The 19,825-nt window shown below is 72.2% G+C and carries 11 protein-coding genes; 6 read left to right on the top strand and 5 right to left on the bottom strand.

The window, feature by feature from the left end:
• The first annotated feature begins 42 nt into the window (after positions 1-42).
• From AB0C33_RS45270 to AB0C33_RS45255, 4 genes are all read left to right on the top strand, one after another.
• The gene (locus AB0C33_RS45270; RefSeq protein WP_358300088.1) at positions 43-1,641 is read left to right on the top strand and encodes an ABC-F family ATP-binding cassette domain-containing protein; all 1,599 of its coding nucleotides are present in this window, start codon (positions 43-45) and stop codon (positions 1,639-1,641) included.
• A 113-nt stretch (positions 1,642-1,754) separates the two neighbouring features.
• Positions 1,755-1,970: a helix-turn-helix domain-containing protein gene (locus AB0C33_RS45265; RefSeq protein ID WP_352363545.1), complete on the top strand. Its 216-nt coding sequence runs from the start codon at positions 1,755-1,757 to the stop codon at positions 1,968-1,970.
• A gap of 145 nt (positions 1,971-2,115) precedes the next feature.
• Positions 2,116-2,943 (top strand): enoyl-CoA hydratase/isomerase family protein, encoded by an 828-nt coding sequence (locus tag AB0C33_RS45260; protein ID WP_358300085.1) that lies wholly within the window; start codon positions 2,116-2,118, stop codon positions 2,941-2,943.
• Positions 2,944-3,046: 103 nt separating this feature from the next.
• Entirely contained in the window at positions 3,047-4,936 is a 1,890-nt protein-coding gene (locus AB0C33_RS45255) for an ABC transporter ATP-binding protein (protein ID WP_358300082.1), read from the top strand.
• On the opposite strand, the gene AB0C33_RS45250 is transcribed toward AB0C33_RS45255, so the two are convergent.
• Complete coding sequence (locus AB0C33_RS45250) at positions 4,908-5,792, bottom strand: sulfotransferase (protein WP_358300079.1); 885 nt, start codon at positions 5,790-5,792, stop codon at positions 4,908-4,910. The two genes, AB0C33_RS45255 and AB0C33_RS45250, sit on opposite strands and share 29 nt — an antisense overlap.
• 101 nt (positions 5,793-5,893) lie before the next feature.
• Here AB0C33_RS45250 and AB0C33_RS45245 point away from each other — a divergent pair, with 101 nt between their 5' ends.
• Positions 5,894-6,787 (top strand): LD-carboxypeptidase, encoded by an 894-nt coding sequence (locus AB0C33_RS45245; protein WP_358300076.1) that lies wholly within the window; start codon positions 5,894-5,896, stop codon positions 6,785-6,787.
• A 41-nt stretch (positions 6,788-6,828) separates the two neighbouring features.
• Positions 6,829-7,704, top strand: coding sequence for a hypothetical protein (locus AB0C33_RS45240; protein WP_358300073.1), 876 nt, complete (start codon positions 6,829-6,831; stop codon positions 7,702-7,704).
• Positions 7,705-7,770: 66 nt separating this feature from the next.
• On the opposite strand, the gene AB0C33_RS45235 is transcribed toward AB0C33_RS45240, so the two are convergent.
• The 4 genes from AB0C33_RS45235 to AB0C33_RS45220 all read right to left on the bottom strand — a co-directional run bounded on the left by AB0C33_RS45235 (position 7,771) and on the right by AB0C33_RS45220 (position 19,769).
• Positions 7,771-10,080 carry an excinuclease ABC subunit UvrA gene (locus AB0C33_RS45235; RefSeq protein ID WP_358300070.1) on the bottom strand — a complete coding sequence of 770 codons (2,310 nt, stop codon included), beginning with the start codon at positions 10,078-10,080 and terminating at the stop codon, positions 7,771-7,773.
• A gap of 74 nt (positions 10,081-10,154) precedes the next feature.
• Positions 10,155-10,526 (bottom strand): hypothetical protein, encoded by a 372-nt coding sequence (locus AB0C33_RS45230; RefSeq protein ID WP_358300067.1) that lies wholly within the window; start codon positions 10,524-10,526, stop codon positions 10,155-10,157.
• Between the two features lie 70 nt (positions 10,527-10,596).
• On the bottom strand, positions 10,597-13,602 hold the full coding sequence (locus tag AB0C33_RS45225) for a BTAD domain-containing putative transcriptional regulator (RefSeq protein ID WP_358300064.1): 3,006 nt from the start codon (positions 13,600-13,602) through the stop codon (positions 10,597-10,599).
• A gap of 152 nt (positions 13,603-13,754) precedes the next feature.
• On the bottom strand, positions 13,755-19,769 hold the full coding sequence (locus AB0C33_RS45220) for a phospholipase A2 (protein WP_358300061.1): 6,015 nt from the start codon (positions 19,767-19,769) through the stop codon (positions 13,755-13,757).
• Positions 19,770-19,825: the final 56 nt, after the last annotated feature.

Genomic DNA, 19,825 nt, shown 5'->3' with positions numbered 1-19,825 from the left:
CACGCCCAATCCTCGTTTCCTAGCTCGGGAGTGTCCGCCAATATGATCATCGCCAGTGACATCGAGCTGCGCGCGGGCGCGCGCCTGCTCATCGAGAACGCCTCCTTCCGGGTCAACCCCGGCGACAAGATAGGTCTGGTCGGCCGCAACGGCGCGGGCAAGACCACCCTGACCAAGGTGCTCGCGGGGGAGGCGCTGCCCGCCGCGGGCTCGGTCACCTCCTCCGGCAGCATCGGCTACCTGCCCCAGGACCCCCGTACGGGCGACCTGCAGGTGCTGGCCCGCGACCGCATCCTGTCCGCGCGCGGCCTCGACGAGGTCCTGCGCAAGCTGCGCGAGGCCGAGATCGGCATGTCCTCCGCCGACGAGCGCACCCGCGAGAAGGCCGTCAAGCGGTACGGCAGGCTCGAAGACCAGATGCACGTGCTCGGCGGCTACGCGGCCGAGTCTGAGGCCGCCTCCATCGCCTCCAGCCTCGGCCTGCCCGACCGGGTCCTCGGCCAGACGTTGCAAACGCTTTCCGGCGGTCAGCGGCGCCGCGTGGAATTGGCGCGAATTCTTTTCAGCGGAGCGGAAACTCTCCTTCTCGACGAGCCGACAAACCACCTAGATGCGGACTCAATCGGGTGGCTTCGTGATTTTTTGCGCTCTCATCAAGGTGGCTTGGTGATCATCAGTCACGACGTCGGCCTTCTTGAAGCCACGGTCAACAAGGTCCTCCACCTCGACGCCAACCGTTCGGTGATCGACCACTACAACGTCGGCTGGAAGGCCTACCTGGCCCAGCGCGAGACCGACGAGAAGCGCAGGAAGCGCGAGCGCGCCAACGCCGAGAAGCAGGCGGGCGCGCTGCTGGCCCAGGCCGACAAGATGCGCGCCAAGGCCACCAAGGCCAAGGCGGCCCAGGACATGATGCGCCGCGCCCACCGCCTGCTGGCCGGCACCGAGGAGGAGCGCCAGAGCGACAAGGTCGCCCGTCTGCGCTTCCCCGAGCCGCTGCCGTGCGGCCGCACGCCGCTCATGGCCGAGGGCCTGTCGAAGTCCTACGGCTCCCTGGAGGTGTTCACCGACGTCAACGTGGCCATCGACCGAGGTCACAGGGTCGTCATCCTCGGCCTCAACGGCGCCGGCAAGACCACGCTGCTGCGCATACTCGGCGGCATCGAGTCCCCCGACACCGGCGAGCTGCGGCCCGGCCACGGCCTGAAGGTCGGCTACTACGCCCAGGAGCACGAGACCCTCGACCCCTCCCGCACGCTCCTGGAGAACATGCGCTCGGCGGGCGGCGAGTTCACCGACACCGAGCTGCGCAAGGTCCTCGGCTCGTTCCTGTTCTCCGGCGACGACGTCGACAAGCCCGCCGGTGTCCTGTCCGGCGGCGAGAAGACCCGGCTCGCGCTGGCGATCCTGGTGCTGTCGAGCGCCAACGTCCTGCTGCTCGACGAGCCCACGAACAACCTCGATCCGGTCAGCCGCGAGCAGGTTCTCAACGCTCTGAGGTCGTATTCAGGAGCAATCGTCCTCGTCACCCATGACGAGGGTGCCGTTGACGCCTTGTCACCGGATAGGGTGATCTTGCTGCCTGACGGAACTGAAGACGCGTGGAGCGACGAATTTTCCGATCTTGTGGCACTTGCCTGATCTTAATTTGAGTGGGTACGGATCTTTTCCCGTGGAGTAGGTAGCCGATCCCGCTGAAATGACTGATCATGGCGGAGTAACGCTGCGGAAGTCCGGCACTACAGGAGGTACTCGTGGCCGAGACACTGAAGAAGGGCACCCGGGTCACCGGGGCCGACCGGGAAAAACTGGCCGGCGATCTCAAGAAGCGCTACGCACAGGGCGAGAGCATCCGCGCCCTGGCCGCTTCGACCGGTCGGTCTTACGGGTTCATCCACCGCATCCTTAGCGAGTCCGGTGTGACTCTGCGCGGGCGCGGCGGGGCGACTCGAGGCAAGACCAAGCGCTGACGGCTGTCTCGGAACGTGCGACCGCAGCCGCCCGTCCCTAGTCAGCCGCTGTCGCGCCCGAGCCAGAATCATATTCTGTAAGCTCGGGCGCGACGGTCAGCCTTGGTGGCGCACCCCGTGCGCGACCGGACACAGGGAGCAGGCGATGGCGGAAGCACAGGCACCACAGCGCGGGGGGAACGCGGAGGACGTCTCTGCCGAAAGGCTGGCGGAGATCGGGCTTCGCCATGAGGTGGACGGTGAGATAGCGACGATCACGCTGGACCGGCCGGAAAAGCGCAACGCCCAGACGTTCGCGACATGGTCGGCGTTGGCTCGCATCGGGGAGAGCCTTCCCGAACAGGTGCGCGTCGTCGTCGTGAAAGGTGAGGGACCGTCCTTCTCGGCAGGAATCGACCTGCGGATGTTCACACCGGAGGGAGTGCCCGGACAGGGCTCGTTCAGCTCGGCCGCCGCAACCGACGGCGAGACCTTCGAGCAGCGCATACGTCAGGCACAGGACGGTTTCCTGTGGCTGCGCCGCCCGGAGATCGTCTCCATCGCCGCCGTGCAGGGGCACGCGATCGGCGCGGGGTTCCAGCTCGCGCTCGCCTGTGACCTGCGCATCGTGGCCGACGACGTCACCTTCTGCATGAAAGAGCCCGCACTGGGCCTGGTCCCGGATCTGACGGGGACCAAACCGCTGGTCGAGCTGGTCGGACTGGCCAAGGCGATCGACATCTGCCTGACCGCCAGGAACGTGTACGCCGAGGAGGCCATGCGCATCGGCCTCGCGGAGCAGGTGGTCGCCGGGGGCGACCTGGACAAGACCGTACAGAACAAGATCGCGGAGCTGCTGTCGACGAACCGGGACGCGGCGGTGGCGACGAAGCGCCTCCTCCAGGGGGCGCGGGCGCGCACCCTGGAGGAGCAGAGTGCGGCCGAGGGCAGGGAGCAGGCCAAGCGCATCAAAGCCCTGTTCGGCCCGCGTTAGGACGGCCGGCCGGAGGCGGGGCTCCGGTTCGCCGTGAGCGGATCGCGGAATCGCCGGAGGTCCTCGCGACGCTGACTCCGGGGGAGGAGGAGGGATCCCCCGTATGGCGATGATGGGAGGGGGCTTCGGCCCTCAGGTCTGGATGTCACTGCGCCGCGACGGCTCGGTGACCAAGCAGCGCATCGCGCCGGGCACGGTCCGGCGCATCGGCAGGCACGCGCGCCCGCACCTCAGGAAGATCGCGGCGTTCCTGCTGCTCGTGGTGGCCGGGGCGGTGATCGTGGTGGCCAACCCGCTGCTGATGAAGGCGATCATCGACGACGGCATCCTGACCGGCCGCACCGACGTGGTGATCGGCCTGGCCGTGGCCATCGCCGCGCTCGCCGTCCTCGACGCCGCGCTGACGCTGGCGCAGCGCTGGTTCTCCGCGCGCATCGGCGAGGGGCTCATCTACGACCTGCGCACCGAGGTCTTCGACCACGTACAGCGCATGCCGGTGGCCTTCTTCATGCGGGCGCAGACCGGCGCGCTGGTCAGCCGGCTCAACAGCGACGTGATCGGCGCCCAGCGGGCGCTGACCAGCACGCTGTCGTCCGTGGTGTCCAACGTGGTCAGCCTGGTCCTGGTGCTGGGCGCGATGCTGGCGCTGTCGTGGCAGGTCACGCTGGTCGCGCTGGTGCTGCTGCCGATCTTCATCGTGCCCGCCAAGTACGTCGGCCGGCGCATGTCCGCGCTGACCCGCGAGCAGATGCAGCTCGACGCCGAGATGAGCTCGGTCACCACCGAGCGCTTCAACGTGGCCGGCGCGATGGTCGCCAAGCTCTACGGCCGGCCCGAGGACGACGCGGCCACCTACGCCGCCCGGGCCGGGCGCGTCCGCGACGTCGGCGTGACCGTCGGCATGTACGGCACGGTCTTCCGGGTCGCGCTCGGCCTGGTCGCGGCCCTGGCCACCGCGCTGGTCTACGGCATCGGCGGCGTGCTCGCCGTCGGCGGCGCCTTCGAGCTGGGCACGCTGGTGGCCCTGACCGCCCTGCTGATGCGCCTGTACGGCCCGCTGACGTCCCTGTCCAACGTGCACGTCGACGTGATGACGGCGCTGGTCAGCTTCGACCGCGTCTTCGAGATCCTCGACCTCAAGCCGATGGTCGCGCAGCGGCCCGGCGCGCGTCCGGTGCCGAAGGGCCCGGTCACCATCGAGTTCGACGACGTGCGCTTCCGCTACCCGGCGGCCGAGGAGGTCTCGCTGGCCTCCCTGGAGTCGGTGGCCCGCCAGGACTCCGGCGGCCCGTCGCAGGAGGTGCTGAAGGGCGTCTCCTTCACCGCCCGGCCCGGCGAGATGATCGCGCTGGTCGGCCACTCCGGCGCGGGCAAGACCACCATCACCTCCTTGGTCTCCCGGCTCTACGACGTCAACGAGGGGGCCGTCCGGATCAACGGGCTCGACGTGCGCGAGGCCACGCTGGACTCGCTGCGCGACACCGTCGGCGTCGTCATGCAGGACGCCCACCTGTTCCACGACACGATCGGGGCCAACCTCCGCTACGCCAGGCCCGGCGCGAGCGAGGAGGAGATCCGCGACGCGCTGCGGGCCGCGCAGATCGGCGACCTGGTCGAGGGGCTGCCCGACGGGCTCGACACCGTCGTCGGCGACCGCGGCTACCGGCTGTCCGGCGGCGAGAAGCAGCGGCTCGCGCTGGCCAGGCTGCTGCTGAAGGCGCCGCGCGTGGTCGTGCTCGACGAGGCGACCGCGCACCTCGACTCCGAGTCCGAGGCGGCCGTGCAGCTCGCGCTCAAGACGGCCCTGCACGGCCGTACGTCGCTGGTCATCGCCCACCGGCTGTCCACGATCAGGGAGGCCGACGAGATCCTGGTCGTGCACGACGGGCGCGTGGCCGAGCGGGGCCGGCACGAGGAGCTGCTGGCGCGCGGCGGCCACTACGCCGAGCTCTACCGCACCCAGTTCAGCTCGGGAGATAGCCCAGCCGGGTGAGCTCCTGCCGGGCGACCTTCTCCACCAGCTCCAGGTCGGCCGGCCGCAGCCGGGCCCGCCAGGCGCCGACTTCGGGGACGCGCGAGCCGTACAGCGCGATCTTGGACACCCGCGTCTCCAGGAACTCGGTGAGCGCGGCGAGCGTGTCGGCGGGTTTGAGCGCCAGGTCCTCGTAGCGGATGGTGAGCAGCTGCCGCTCGGGCAGCTCCCGGCGCAGCTCGGCGCTCAGCCGCACGGCGCTGCGCCAGCGCAGCGCCGCCTTGCCCGCCGCGGGCATGCCCTTCCACCGGTCGAGGTGCTCGTCCTTGTTGACGCCGAGGAAGGCGTTGGGGAACTCGGTGCTGTCGGAGAGCATCGCGGGCTTGAACCAGGCCAGGCACGCCGGGTCGGCGAGCATGCCGGCGACGGCGTCCCTGCCGTCCCTGATGAGCTGGACGAACCGGGCGTCGGGGAACGCCTGCAGCAGCACGGGCGCGCTGTAGAGCAGGTCGGGGCTGCCGTCGCCGAACCGCGTCACCTCGCCGGGCTCCACGCACGGCCCGCTGCCGGTCACGCCGCCCGCCTCCCGGCACGGCTCGGCGCACTGCCCGCACGAGCGCGGGGAGACCTGCCAGGACTCGGCCAGCGCGTCGCGCAGCACGCGCACCGCGCCCGACGTGCGGCCGATGGACGGTTTGCGGGCGAAGGCGTACACGACGTGCGCCACGCTCGCGCGGCCCGTCGTGACGTGGAAGCCGGGGGAGCGTTTGAGGGCGCGGGCCAGCAGGTCCGCGCCGGAGTGCGGGGCGCCGAGCAGGAAGACGGGCCTGCGGACCTTGATGCCGTTGACCACGAGGATGTGGGGCGGAAGTCGCATACTGGACCACAAGTGTGACACCGTTTGGCAGGTGAACGAGCCAATCAGCGTTTCGGTGCTTACCCGGGCCCCGGCGCTCCCAGGCGTGCAGGAGTTGACCGATGCAGCAAGGTGACACCGTCGCGATCGTCATGCCGTCGGGGCCGCCCTCACCCGTGCTGTTCCAGCGCGGCGTCGAGCGGTTGGAGGCCCTCGGGCTGAAGGTGGTGGCGGGGGCGCACGCGCTCGACCGCCAGGATCTCGACTACCTGGCCGGCCAGGACGCCGCCCGCGCCGCCGACCTCCAGGCCGCCTGGTGCGACCCGGCCGTGTCGGTGGTGTTCTGCGGCCGGGGCGGCTACGGCGCGGCCCGGCTGCTCGGCCTGCTCGACTGGGACGCCATGCGCGCGGCCGGGCCCAAGGTGCTGGTCGGGTCGAGCGACATCACGGCCCTGCACAACGCCTTCGCGATCGAGCTGGGCGTGCCCACGCTGCACGGGCCGATGACGGCCTGCGACACGATCGCCGCCGAGCAGGGCCCCGAGCCGCGTTCGTGGGAGAGCCTGTGGGCGGCGCTGGCCGGGGAGAGCGCGACCGTGCGGGGCGACCGGGTGCTGGTGCCCGGACGGGCCGAGGGCGTGCTCACCGGGGGCAACCTGTCGCTGCTGGCCTCGATGTGCGGCACCCGGTACCAGCCCTCGTTCGACGGCAAGCTGGTGCTTCTGGAGGACATCGGGGAGGAGCCGTACCGGATCGACCGGATGCTGACGCAACTGCTGCAGGCCGGGGCGTTCGACGGCGTGCGGGGGATCGCGCTCGGGTCGTGGGTGGACTGCGGCGATCCGTACCCGGTGCTGGCCGACCGGCTCGCGCCGCTCGGGGTGCCCGTGGTGGCCGGGCTTCCGGTGGGGCACGGGTCACCACAGATGAGCGTGTGGCTGGGGGAGCTTGGGGTTATCGATACCGAATCGTGCTCCCTGGCTGGTCCGTTCCGCGACGGCGAGCAGGCAAGGTAGGAAGACACCTAAAGGGACGAATCCGACAGAGGGGACGGTGTGTGAGCTTCTTCAGGCGTGACCGGGAGCCCTCCCGCCGGCCGATCGAGGACGTCGACCTCGACTCCCTGCTCGGCCTCGTCGCGGAGTCCCTGGGGTTCGTGTGCGAGTTCGCCCGCGACGGCGCGTCGCTGACCCTGCGCGGCGACGGTGTCGCGGAGCTGGTGGTGAGGCTGACCGGGCTGCGCCGCGAGGCCGGGCGCCGGGCCAGGGAGGACTGGCCGGTGCTGGTCTCCGAGCACCTCGCGCACGCCCTGGCCACCGCCGACGAGCGTTACGACGCCTGCGACCTCGACCAGGCCGCGCCCCTGCTGCGCACCCGGGTCGAGGCGGTGGACGAGGTCCCCGACCTGACCCGGGTGGTGGGGCGGCACCTCAACGCCGACCTGGTGGAGCTGCTGACCGTCGGCTCCCGGCTGGTGCGGCCCGAGGAGGCCGGCTGCTGGCCCGTCCCGACGGCTCAGGCGCTCGACCTGGCCGTGGCGAACGTCCGGCGGGCCGAGCGGCTGCGGGTCGAGCGCATCGAGCTGGGCGGCACGCCGGTGACCCGGCTGACCGGCGCCCACCCGTCGGCCGCCACGCACCTGCGCTGGCTCGGCGACCACCTCACGGTGCCCGCCGACGGGGTGCTGGTGGTGCTGCCGGACCCGTACACGGTGCTGGTGCGCCCGGTGGACGGCATCGGGGTGGTGCGCGCCATCGAACGCCTGCGGGTGCACGCGGCCCGCACCGGCGGGCTGAGCGCGCAGGTCTACTGGTGGCACCAGGGACGGCTGACGCTGATCAAGGCCGACATCGTGTTGCAGCAGGGGCAGACGAGGCTGGTGGTGGCCCCGCCGCCGGAGTTCGCCCGCATCCTCGCCCGCCTGGCCGTCTGAGGCCCGTGGGCGTCGCCCGGTCCGGCGGGCGGGCCCCCTGAGCCCGGTGGCCCAGGGGGCGTCGTATCACGCCTGTCCCACGTAGTCGCGCAGGTGCACGGCGGTGAGCGAGTCGCCCTTGGCCACCAGCTCGGCCGGGGTGCCGGTGAACACCACCCGGCCGCCGTCGTGGCCCGCCCCGGGACCCAGGTCGATGATCCAGTCGGCGTGGGCCATCACCGCCTGGTGGTGCTCGATGACGATGACCGTGTTGCCGTCGTCCACCAGCCGGTCGAGCAGGGCCAGGAGCTGGTCCACGTCGGCCAGGTGCAGGCCGGTGGTGGGCTCGTCCAGCACGTACGTGGTGCCGTTCTTGGCCATGTGGATGGCCAGCTTGAGCCGCTGGCGCTCGCCGCCCGACAGCGTGGTGAGCGGCTGGCCGAGCCCGAGGTAGCCCAGGCCGACCGAGTCGAGGCGGTCGAGGATCGTCCTGGCCTGGCCGCTCGGGAAGAACGCGCGCGCCTCGGCCACCGGCATCTCCAGCACCTCGCTGATGTTCTTGCCGCGCAGCCGGTACGTCAGGACCTCCGGCGTGAACCGGCGCCCCTCGCACGCCTCGCACACCGAGGCCACGTCGGCCATCATCGCCAGCTCGGTGTAGATCAGGCCGATGCCCTTGCAGGCCGGGCAGGCGCCCTCGGAGTTCGCGCTGAACAGGGCCGGCTTGACCCCGTTGGCCTTGGCGAACGCCGTGCGGATGGGGTCGAGCACGCCCGTGTACGTGGCCGGGTTGCTGCGCCGCGACCCGCGGATCGGCGACTGGTCGGCGACCACCACGCCCTCGCGGCCCGACACGTACCCGTGGATGAGGGAGCTCTTGCCCGAGCCCGCCACGCCCGTGACGACGGTGAGCACCCCGAGCGGGATGTCCACGTCGACGCCGCGCAGGTTGTGCAGCGTGGCGCCGCGCACCTCCAGATGTCCCTTCGCCGGGCGGACGGAGGCGCGCAGCGCGGCCCGGTGGCCGAGGTAGCGGCCGGTCAGGGTGCCCGAGCCGGGCAGCCCGTCGAGGTCGCCGGCGTAGCAGATGCGGCCGCCGCCGGTGCCCGCGCCGGGACCGAGGTCCACGATGTGGTCGGCGATCTCGATCACCTCGGGCTTGTGCTCGACCACGAGCACGGTGTTGCCCTTGTCGCGCAGCTGCAACAGCAGGTTGTTCATCCGCTGGATGTCGTGCGGGTGCAGCCCGGCCGTCGGCTCGTCGAAGACGTAGGTGACGTCGGTCAGGCTGGAGGTGAGGTGCCGCACCATCTTCACCCGCTGGGCCTCGCCGCCCGACAGAGTGCCGGACTCGCGGTCGAGGCTGAGGTAGCCGAGGCCGATCTCGACCAGGGAGTCCAGCGTGTCGCGCAGCCCCTGGAGCACCGGGCCGACGCTCGGGTCCCCGATGCCCTTGACGAACTCGGCCAGGTCGTTGATCTGCATGGCCGAGCAGTCGGCGATGTTGCGGCCGTCGATGCGGGAGGACCGGGCGGCCTCGTTCAGGCGCGAGCCGCCGCAGGCGGTGCAGCCGGTCAGCTTGAGCGCCCGGTCGGCGAAGGCGCGCGCCTGCGGCTGCATCGACTCGCGGTCCTTGGCCAGGTACTGGCGCTTGACCTTGGTGACCAGCCCTTCGTAGGTGAAGTTGCTGGTGCCGTACTTGATCTTCGTGGCGGGCTTGTCGAGCAGGTCCGCCCACTGCTCGGGGGTGAAGTCGCGCAGCTTGGTGTCGGGGTCGTACAGGCCCGAGCCGACCATGATCTGCCAGTACCAGGTGTCCACCGCGTACCCGGGGACCTTGATGGCGCCCTCGTTCAGCGTCTTGTCCCGGTCCACCAGCTCGTCGACGTCGACGCCGGCGACCTTGCCGAGCCCCTCGCACTCGGGGCACATGCCCTCGGCGCGGTTGAAGCTGAACGCGAACGGCGGCCCCACCTGGGGGGAGCCCAGCCGGCTGAACAGGATCCGGAGCATCGTGTAGGTGTCGGTGGCGGTGCCCACGGTCGAGCGGGCGTTGGCGCCCATCCGCTCCTGGTCCACGATGATCGCCGCGCTGAGGTTCCGCAGCGAGTCCACGTCGGGACGGGCCAGGCTCGGCATGAAGTTCTGGACGAACGTGGTGTACGTCTCGTCGATCAGCCGCCGGGACTCCGCGGCGATCGTGTCGAAGACGAGCGAGGACTTCCCCGAGCCGGACACGCCGGTGAACACGGTGAGGCGGCGCTTGGGCAGGTCGAGGTCGACGCCGGTGAGGTTGTTCTCGCGGGCGCCGCGTACCTGGATGACGTCGTGGCTGTCGGCGGCGGTGTGATCGGCGGATCGGGTGCGTACGGCGTCGGACTTGGCGCTGGTGGCCACGGAATCCCTTCTTGTCACATCAAATGCGGAGCGGGTAGGCGATCGTACCGTACGCAGTACGGTCGCCGTGGGGCTCAGCGGGATCTGGCGATCAGCGACGTGACGAGCGAGGCGGCCAGGGGCAGCAACGTCAGGCCGATCAGGAGCATCAGCCCGACCGGCCACAACCCCTGCCCGCCCCCGCGCAGCTCGCTCACCACCCCGGCGGCGAAGTGCACGAAGAACGGCGCGGCGGCGACGGCCCCCCACAACGGATGCGGGACGGCCCACGCGGCCAGCCCGGCCAGGACCGCCAGCGCGGCGAAGGCCGGCAGAAGCGCCGGGGAGTCCAGGACGTCCTTCGGCGCGCCGGGCGCGACCGCGGGCGCGGTGAGCACGCACACGGCCACGGCGGCGACGCCTCCGGCGATCAGGATCACGGCCCACAGCAGGGCGGAACGCGGCATCTCTCTCCTCACACTGGTCCTGACGGCCAGCATGCCCGCGGCGGGGACGGGGACACGAGCGCTCGGATACTCAACCCGCCTGAGGAGAACCGGCAAGCGAGCGAGCCTCCCGCCGGGCCGCGGCCGCCGCCGCCGGGTCGCCCGCCGCCGTGTACGCCTCGGCCAGGCTGTCCAGCGCCCCCGCCAGGAACTCCTGCCAGCCCCGCGCGCGCCACAGCCGCACCGACTCCTCCAGGTGCGCGACGGCCTCCTTCACCCGGCCCTCGGCCAGGTCCACCCCGCCCAGCACCCACAGCGCGTCGGCCCGGTGGTGGGCCAGCCGGTGGGAGCGGCTCAGCAGCTCGGCCGCCTCGGCGACCGCCCTGGCCCGCGGGTCGTGGTGGCCGGCGTACAGCTTGGCCAGGGCGACCAGGCCCATCGTCTCCAGCAGCGGGTCGCGGATCTGCCGGTAGATGGCCAGCGCCCGCACCATGTACTCCAGCCCGGCCTCGAACTCCTTGGCGTGGGCGTGGGCCAGGCCGAGGAACTGCAGGGTCGTGGCCTCGAAGCGGGGGTTGCCGAGCTTGGTGGCCAGGTCGAGGCCGCGCAGCAGGTGGACGATGGCCATCCTGATGTCCCTGGTGCCGTAGGCGACGGCCATGCACACGTGCGCCCTGGCCTCGCCGCCCTGGTGGCCGCTGCGCTCGGCCAGCTCCAGCGCGATGCGGCCCGAGCGCAGGCCCTGCGCCATGTCGCCCCGGGCAGCCTCGCCCCAGGCGCGCAGCACGTACGCGTCGGACAGGCCGCGCCGCTCGTCCAGTTCGGTGAACATGGCGATCAGGCGTTCGGCGCCGTCGTACTGGGCGGCCATGGCGCCGCCGGTCTCGGTCCAGGTGGTGGCGTGCATGAGGCCGCGCCGGATCACCGCCTCGCCCAGCCGGTCGCCGGCGGCCAGGCAGGCGGCCAGCACCCGCTCGTGCAGCGCCCGCCAGTCGTCGAACAGGCCGCTCACGTCGAAGTAGCGCTCGGCGCAGCAGGCGGTGTCCCAGGCGACCTCGGCCAGGCCGAGCGCGCACGCCTGGCGGATCGCCGCGACCAGCGCGGTGCGCTCGGTGTCGAACCAGGCCATCGGGTCCTGCCGGATCTCCAGCGGCGTGCCGTCGGGCGAGCTCCAGCGCGGGGCCGAGCCGTGGATGATGGCCGAGGAGCTGCCCTGGACGCGTTCGGTCGCCTGCTCGGCCAGCGCCAGCCAGCCGCCGAAGGCCCGGCCGAGCGCCGCCGCGACCGCCTCGGGCCGGTCCTCCAGCTCGGCACGTTCGCGGGCGTACAGGCGGACCAGGTCGTGGAAGCGGTAGCGCGGCTGCCCGGCCGGATCGACGCCGCTGATCAGCACGAGCTGGGTGTCCACCAGCGACTCCACCAGCTCCTCGCCCACCGGCACGGGCAGGTCCAGCAGCGCGCCCGCCACCCATCCGGCGAAGTCGGGCGCCTCCAGCGTGCCGAGCAGCCGGAAGGCCCGCCGCGCGGCCGGTTCCAGCCCCACGTAGCTGAGCGCCAGGCTCGCCCGGACCGCCAGGTCGCCGGTCGCGAACTGGTCGAGCCGCCGCCGCTCGTCCTTGAGCTGCCCGGCCAGCCGGGTCAGCGGCCAGTGCGGCCGGGCCACCAGCCGGGCCCCGGCCACCCGCACGGCCAGCGGGATCCCGTCGGAGAGCCGGACGATCTCCGCCGCCGCCTCCGGCTCGGCCTCCACCCGCCCGGCGCCGGCGATCCTGGCCAGCAGACGCACGCCCTGCCGCAGGTGCAGCACCGACAGCTCGATCAGGGCCGCGCCGGACAGGCCGCTCAGCCTGGCCCTGCTGGTGATGATGACGGCGCAGCCGGACGTGCCCGGCAGCAGCGGGCGCACCTGCTGCTCGGAGGCGGCGTTGTCGAGCACGATCAGCATGCGCCGCTCGGCCAGGCTGCTGCGGAACAGCGCGGCCCGCTCGTCCACGCTCTCGGGCAGCGTGGAGCGCGGCACGCCGAGCGCGGTGAGGAAGGCGGCCAGCACCTGTCCGGGGTCGGCGGGGCTGGCCTCGGCGCCGTGCAGGTTCGTGTGCAGCTGGCCGTCGGGGTAGTGGCGGGCGATGCGGTGCGCGGCGTGCACGGCCAGCGTGGTCTTGCCGACGCCGCCCATGCCCGCGATCACGCACACCCGCACCTGGCCGGGGCCCTGCGGCGGTTCGTCGCCGAGCAGGGCGGTGAGCTGGGCGAGCTGCTCGCCGCGTCCGGTGAAGTCGGAGATGTCGGTCGGGAGCTGGGCGGGGGAGCGCGCCGCGGGCCCGCCGGCGCCCCCGGCGGCGCCGGCCGCGCCGCCGGGGGTCGGGTCGAGGGTGCCGGTGAGGATGGCCTGGTGCAGGCGGTTGAGCTCGGCGCCGGGGTCGAGGCCCAGCTCGGCGGCGAACACCCGGCGGGCCTCGCGGTAGCTGGCCAGCGCCTCGGCCTGCCGTCCCGACCGGGCCAGGGCGAGCATGAGCTGGCGGCGCGGGCGTTCGCGCAGCGGGTGCTCGGCGACCAGCTCGGTCAGCTCCGCGATCAGCACGGCGTGCAGGCCGCGGGCCAGGTCGGCCTCGATCCGGTGCTCCAGGGCCGCCAGGCGCTCCTCCTCCAGGCGGCGGGCGTGGTCGCGCAGCCCGGCGGTGAGGTTCAGCCCCGCGTAGGCGGGCCCGCGCCACAACGCCAGCGCCTGCCGCAGCAGCGTGGCGGCCTGTTCGTGGTCGCCGCCGGACAGCGCGTCGCCGCCCCGGCCGGCCAGGGTCTCGAAGCGTTCGGCGTCCAGCTCGCCGGGGTGCACGGCCAGGACGAAACCGGCGTCGGTGCGGGTGATGCGGTCCTGGCCGAGCGTCCGGCGGAGCTGGTGCACGTACAGGCGCAGGTTGTCGGCGGCGGTGCGCGGCGGGCGCTGCTCCCACAGGGCCTCGACGAGCGTGGCGGGGGAGACCGGGCGGCCGGCCCGGCACAGGAGCTCGGCCAGCAGGGTGCGCTGCTTGCCGACGCCGAGCGGCAGCGGCCCTTGGTCATCCGAGACGTGAAGCGGCCCAAGTACGGCGAACTCCATCGCGCTCCCCGCAAGGACGTTGGTGCACAAGGAAGATCAAAGCTGCTTCAATGTGCATCAACGTCCGACTCCCGTCAACCCTGCGCCGACCGGGAGAAAAAGGCACCGGCGGGAGCCTTTCGTGGTAGCTCCCGCCGGTGGCTCATCCTAGGTCACGGGTGGCCGAAGGCGACCACCGAAAGGAAGTACGCGTACGCGATGCGGCGACATGTCCCCTTGAAGAAGTAGTGGGAGCAGACGCCCCAGTACAGGACGTAATAGAAGATGTAGTCCACCTGGTACTTGCTATGGATATACCCCATATTGCGCAGGGCGTACCCGTAGTCGTGCATCATGCACGCCTGGCGGAAGTCGTAGCCGAGCGGCTTGTCGGGCGACTTGGTGCAGTAGTCGTAGTACACGCCGCGCACCCACCAGCCGGCCGGCGTCTTCTTCCACTGCACGTAACGCCAGCTGCCGTGGTAGTAGGCGTAGCTGACGCCGCAGTGGTTGAAGGCGAAGTGCCAGAAGTTGGTGCACCAGTACCACTTCTTGCCGTCCAGGTCGGCGTTGGAGGTCGGCGACTGGTTGGCGTAGTCGTAGGCGTTGGCGCTGCCGCCCTCCACCGGGTCGGTCTGCAGGAACCGTCCCAGTTTGGGCTGGTAGAGCCGCACGCCCATGAGGATCGTGCCGTCGGGGGTGTCGGCGGCCCGCTCGGCCGCGCCGTGCCAGCCGTAGCGCATCGCGGGCTGACCGGCGCGCGGGTTGCCGAACTCGTCGAAGTCCAGCGCCAGCGGCACGCCGTCGGCGTAGACCACGTTGATGTCGTCGTGCAGGTTCGTCAGCTGCAGCCGCACGTCGCCGGTCGCCGAGGTGACCGCGGCCAGGCCGCCGGAGATGGAGTGCACGTTCCTGGTGACCGCGCCGCCCTCCACGACCCAGGCGGGCGTGTCGTCGTCGGCGTCGAAGTGCTCGACCCGCTTGCCGGCCGCGCTCCACGTGCCGCCGGACAGCTGCTCCAGCGTGGTGGTGTTGCGGCGCAGCTCCGGATCCAGCGTGTACGACTGCCGCACCGCCCCCGACGTCATCTGCCGGACCAGATCGGTGGTGTAGTACTCCGCCTTCAGCCCGGCCGGCGTGGCCGTGGTGCGGCCGTAGGCGTCGTACTCGTAGCCGGCGTCGGCCAGCCGGTCGCCGCCGTCGTAGGCGTGGTTCTCGGTGACCGCCCCCGAGCCGTCGCAGGCGCTCGTGGTCAGCCCCGTCCTGTTGGAGTTGGCGTCGTAGCCGTAGGCCCGGCGCGAGCACAGGCCGCTCACGGTGTCGTCCACCGAGGCGATCCGGCCCAGCCTGTCGTAGCCGATCCTCTGGGCGGACAGCCCGTTGTGGCTCACCTGCTGGCCGTGGATCGACCAGGTCACCGAGTCGTCCAGCAGCCGCGTCCCCGCCGCCGTCCGGTAGACCCGCGAGACCGGCGCGCCGGACGGGTCCCGGGCCAGGTCGTAGGACAGGCCGCCTGGCAGGCTCTCGTGGCTGATCGAGCCGTCGACGGTGTACGTGGCGGTGAACGTCCCGGCCACCGAGTCGGTCATGGTGGACAGCGCGCCGCGCACGTCGTCGTAGGCGTAGGTGACCGTCGAGGGCGCGCCGTCGGTCTTCCTGGTGATGCGGTCGAGGGCGTCGTACTCGACCCTGGTCACGCCGCCGTCGGCGTCGGTGTAGGACGTCTGGCGGCCCAGCGCGTCGTACTCGCGGGTGATCGAGGTGCCGTTGGAGGCCGTGGTCCTGACCCCGCGCCCGGCCGCGTCGTAGGTGGTGCTCACCTCGGGCACCGCCGTCCCGGCCCCGCCGGACACGACGGTCTTCACGATGTCGCCCGCCGGGTTGTACGTGGTCGTCGTGGTCCTGGTCACCCCGTTGGCCGTCTCGGTCACCGACGACACGCGGCCGCCGGGCTCGTAGGCGTACACCTTGGTGACCAGCTCGGCCGGACGGGTGCCGCTGTCGCCGACGCCCGTCTTGGACTTCGTGCGGCACAGCTGCCCGGCCCACTCGGCCTTGCCGCCGCACGCGCCGGCGCCGTCGGCCGTGTAGTACTCGCTGGTCGTGGTGCCCGCGTCGTCGCCCGACGACTTCGGCATCGTGGTGGCGACCACCCGGCCGTCGGAGTCGTACGCGGTCGTCTTGGTGATCGCCAGGCCGCCGGGGTCCTCCACCGTCCTGACGCTCTTGCCGGTGTTCCAGTCGTAGTATGTCCGGCTCGTCCGCACGTCGGCGTCCGAGGTCGCGCCGGGCACGTACGCGCCCACCGCCACCGTCGTGGCCAGGTTCGACACCTTGGCGTCGGCCGGCCGGCCCTCGTCGAAGGTGTTGACCGTGTGCTTCCTGGCCGCGACCTGCGTGCCGTTCAGCGTGACCAGGTGCAGCGGGCCCAGCTCGGAGACCATCCGCTGCCCGTCGGAGCTGTAGGCGGACTCCTCGGCCAGCAGCCGCGCCCGGTCGGCGGGCGAGGCGTTGAGCAGCCCGAGCCGGGTCAGCTCGGCGCCCGCGTCCGGCGTCTGGGCCAGGGCGAGCGCCCTGTTCCCGGCCGACAGCGACAACACCGTGTTGCCCTGCGCGTCGTACTGGCTGGTGGAGACCGCGCCGCCGGGCTCCACCCGGTTGACCGTCTGCCCGGAGGCGTTCAGGTAGGTGATCGTGGCCCGGCCGTAGTCGGAGGCGGCCAGGCCGCCGCGCCCGGTGTGGTTGGCCGGCACCTGGTCGGCCGGGAAGATGGCGGTCGCGTCCACCGGGGAGTCGCTCTGCCCCCAGGCGGCCGTGGCGGTCTCGCTCATCCCGTACGGCGCCCCCGTCCCGCTGATCGGCACGTCGTAGACCACCGACGTGACCGCGGTGCCGTTCGTCTCGCTCGGGGTGCCGGGCCGCAGCGTCGGGCGGGAGACGGCGAGCAGCATGCCGTCCGCGGCGGTGTCGGCGTTGCCCGCCTTGCCGTAGCCGAACGTCCACGGCAGCTCGCCGGGCGGGGTGTAGCGGTTCACCCGGCCGCCGAGGTCGTAGTCGTAGCGCGTCCTGATGTCGGGGGTGGCCGGGTTCCACTGCTCGCGCAGACGGCCCAGGTCGTCGTAGCGGTACTCCGACAGGCCCAGCGGCGCGCTCGCGCCGCCCTCCCACAGGCTGATCGCCTTGACCTGCCCGGCCACGTCGCCGAGCTGCGCGCCCGCGGTCGTGGTCGTGGCATAGTCCAGCTTGATCAGGCGGCAGCCCTGCGGCAGGCTCGCCAGCGTGTCCACGTCGCAGTCGGCCTGCGTGTACGACGGCGCGATGATCTTGACCGGCCGGGCCAGCGCCTTGCCGTCCGAGCCGGTCACCGACTGCCACACGAACGCCGTGCTGCCCTTGCCGCTGGCCGGGTAGACCGCCCGCACCAGGTAGATCGGCGCGGCGGCGTCCACCTTCGCGAACACCGTGCGCTCGGCCGAGTTCGTGTCCGACAGGGTGTAGCGGTCGGCCGCGGCGTCGAAGGTCAGCTTCAGGCTCGCCGCGTCCTGTTGCGGCTCGTACGAGCCGTCGGCGTTCTTGGTGAAGGCCACCGCCGAGCCCTCGCCGCTCAGCTCGACCGAGGTGGCGGAGGTGGCCCGGAGCTGGGCGAACGTGCCCTGACCCGACTGGGCGAGCCCGGTCGGCGTCCACTCGGTGCCGAAGATCGCCGCCACGCCCGGCAGCGCCGAGCCCTTGCGCGGGTCACGCGAGGAGAACGAGCGCATCAGGCCGATGCCGTACACGTTGGCGTCCGTGGCGGCCATCCTGAAGTCGCCGGTCAGCGTGTTGACCGAGCCGGGGCCGACCGGCTGGGTGGAGGCGCCCTCGCCGTCCCGGTCCACGACCAGGTCCACCGGCTGGGAGGCGGCCGTGCCCGAGGAGGTGACGAACTCGGCCCTGATCTCGATCGAGCCGTCCTCGGCCAGCGTGTGCGTGGTGTCCCAGACCAGCTCGGGCGAGGCGCCCGCGCTCATCGCCACCGGCCAGGCGACCGCCGAGCCGTCGGACTTCCTGCGCACGTCGGCCGCGGGCACCTGGTGCCAGGAGTCGGCCTCGCCGCGCCGGTAGGAGAAGGTGACCGCGCTCAGCCCCGCGCTGCCGGTGGCCGACAGGACCGTCCGGCGGGCGGTGGACTGCCCGTCCTTGGGCGAGGTGACCGCCGAGCCGCCCGCGTTGAACGCGTACGTCGTCGCCTCCGACAGATTGCCCGCCTTGTCCTTGACCCACGCCTTGAGCGTGTGCGGGCCGTCGGCGGGCGGCGTCCAGCTCACCGTGTGCGGCGCGCCGGAATTGGCGGCGGACTGCTGGGCGCCGCCGTCGAACGACCACAACACCGAGGACGCGTCGGCCGAGGCCGGCGTGACGGTGAACTGGCCGGCCTGACCGGCGCCCTTGGCCCAGGCGTCCTCCGGGTAGTCGTTCGAGGACACCTCGGGGGCGGGCGGCGGGGCGGCGTCCACCGTGAAGGCGAACCACGCCGACCAGGGGCCGTAGTCGGTGCCGTCGTGCGAGCGCACCCGCCAGGCGTACGACGTGCTCGCCAGGGCCGTGCCGGCCTTCCAGGAGGCGGTGGCGCCGTTCGCCACGTTCGCGGCCGAGCCACCGGTCACCTTGGTCGCGTGGTCGGCCGTCCAGATCTCGAAGTCGGCCCGCTGCGCCTGCCCGTCGGCGTCGCTCACCTTGGCCGACAGCGTCGGCTGCGCCGCGCCCACCACGGCCGGGCTGGCGCACACCGAGCAGGGCGCGACGGCCAGGGCCGACGGCGTGCCCGGCAGCGAGTTGTAGGTGATCGCGATGTTGGGGTTGTTGGCGAAGCGCTTCCAGTAGTAGTTGTCGGTCTCGCTGCCGGCCTTGACCATGAAGGTGACCGACGTGCCGTTCGCGCTCACCACGCTCTGCACCGCGCTGGTGACGTCCCAGCCGACCCAGGCCGCCGGGCAGCTCGACGCGCCGCCCGGACCGGCCGACGACCAGCCGTAGGCGACGTTCTTGGCGCCGATGTTCAGGTTCGAGGCGGGCTGGTTGTTCCACGTCGTGCCCGAGCCGACGGCCGCGGTCCTGTGCAGCTCGACGTTCCGCGCCGAGCAGGACCAGGCCCACGTCTCCTTGATGTTGAACGTGGCCGCCGTGATGTGCTTGCCGGCCAGGCCCGACAGGCCCATGTTGAAGAACGAGCGCCGCTTGTAGCCGCCGCCGTTGCTGGTGCCGGCCGTCGCGTCGTTCGCCGAGTTCCAGTACGCGCTGGTGGGATAGGCCGAGTCCACGTACGTCCAGCCGGACTTGGCCGAGGTGAAGCTCGGGTCGATCGTCACCGGGTAGACCGTGGCGGGGTCGGCCAGCAGCGCGGCGTCGGGGGTGACGCGCAGCTCGCGGCCCGACAGCCGCACGCCCATCCTGGCCCGCCGGCCCGGCTGGGCGGCCAGCGCCGGGGTGGCCGGGTTGCGGGTCATGGCCGACTCGGTGGCGGCGTCCCACATCTCCGGCGCCGCCGAGCCGAACACCGGCTCGCCCTTGGCGTCGAGGATCGAGACGTTGCCGTGCTTGTCGGTCCTGACCTCGCCCTTCTTCACCGACGTGGCGAACGTCAGCTCCTTCAGCGCCGGGTTCGCCGCGGCCTGCCGGGTCTTGACGACGAGCTTCTCGGCGAAGCCGTCCACGTCCGCGGTCAGCACCAGGTCCACGCCAGGCAGCACGTCGGGGTAGGTGGCGGTGGCGCCGTCCAGCACCGGCTCGGGCAGGGCGCCGAGCGGCGTGCCGAGCGTGAGGCGGGTGCCCCGCTCGGCGGCGGTGACCAGCGGGCCGTCGCCGCCGCCGGAGAAGCTGTAGGAGACCGCTGCGGCCTTCGGCGCGACCGTGCCGTCCTGGCTCGCCGCGAGCGTCGGGTCGGCGGGCACCCACGCCTCGCCCCGCTTGACCCGGACCGGGCGGTAGCGGTGCTCCTGGGTGACCGTGCCGGCCGGGTTGACGAAGAACTCGTCGGTCTCGGTGGTCAGCGAGACCGCCCTGATCCGCTTGCCGCAGACCGCGGCGGCCAGCCGGGCGGAGATCTCGGTGGGCATCTCGTCCGGGCAGGCGACCGTCGCCTGCGCCTTGGCGGGCGCGGGCGGGGCGGCCCGCGCGGGAAGCGGCACGAGGGCCGTGGATGTCAGCAACAGGACGACGAGCGGCGGTAAGGGAGTCAGCCGCCTGGGTTTCTTCAACACCGTCC

It is taken from the genome of Nonomuraea sp. NPDC048881, from assembly GCF_040649795.1.
In the GTDB taxonomy this organism is placed as follows: Bacteria; Actinomycetota; Actinomycetes; order Streptosporangiales; family Streptosporangiaceae; genus Nonomuraea.
The sequence above is the reverse complement of the archived record's forward strand: the minus strand, read 5'-3'. Positions and strand labels throughout refer to the sequence as shown.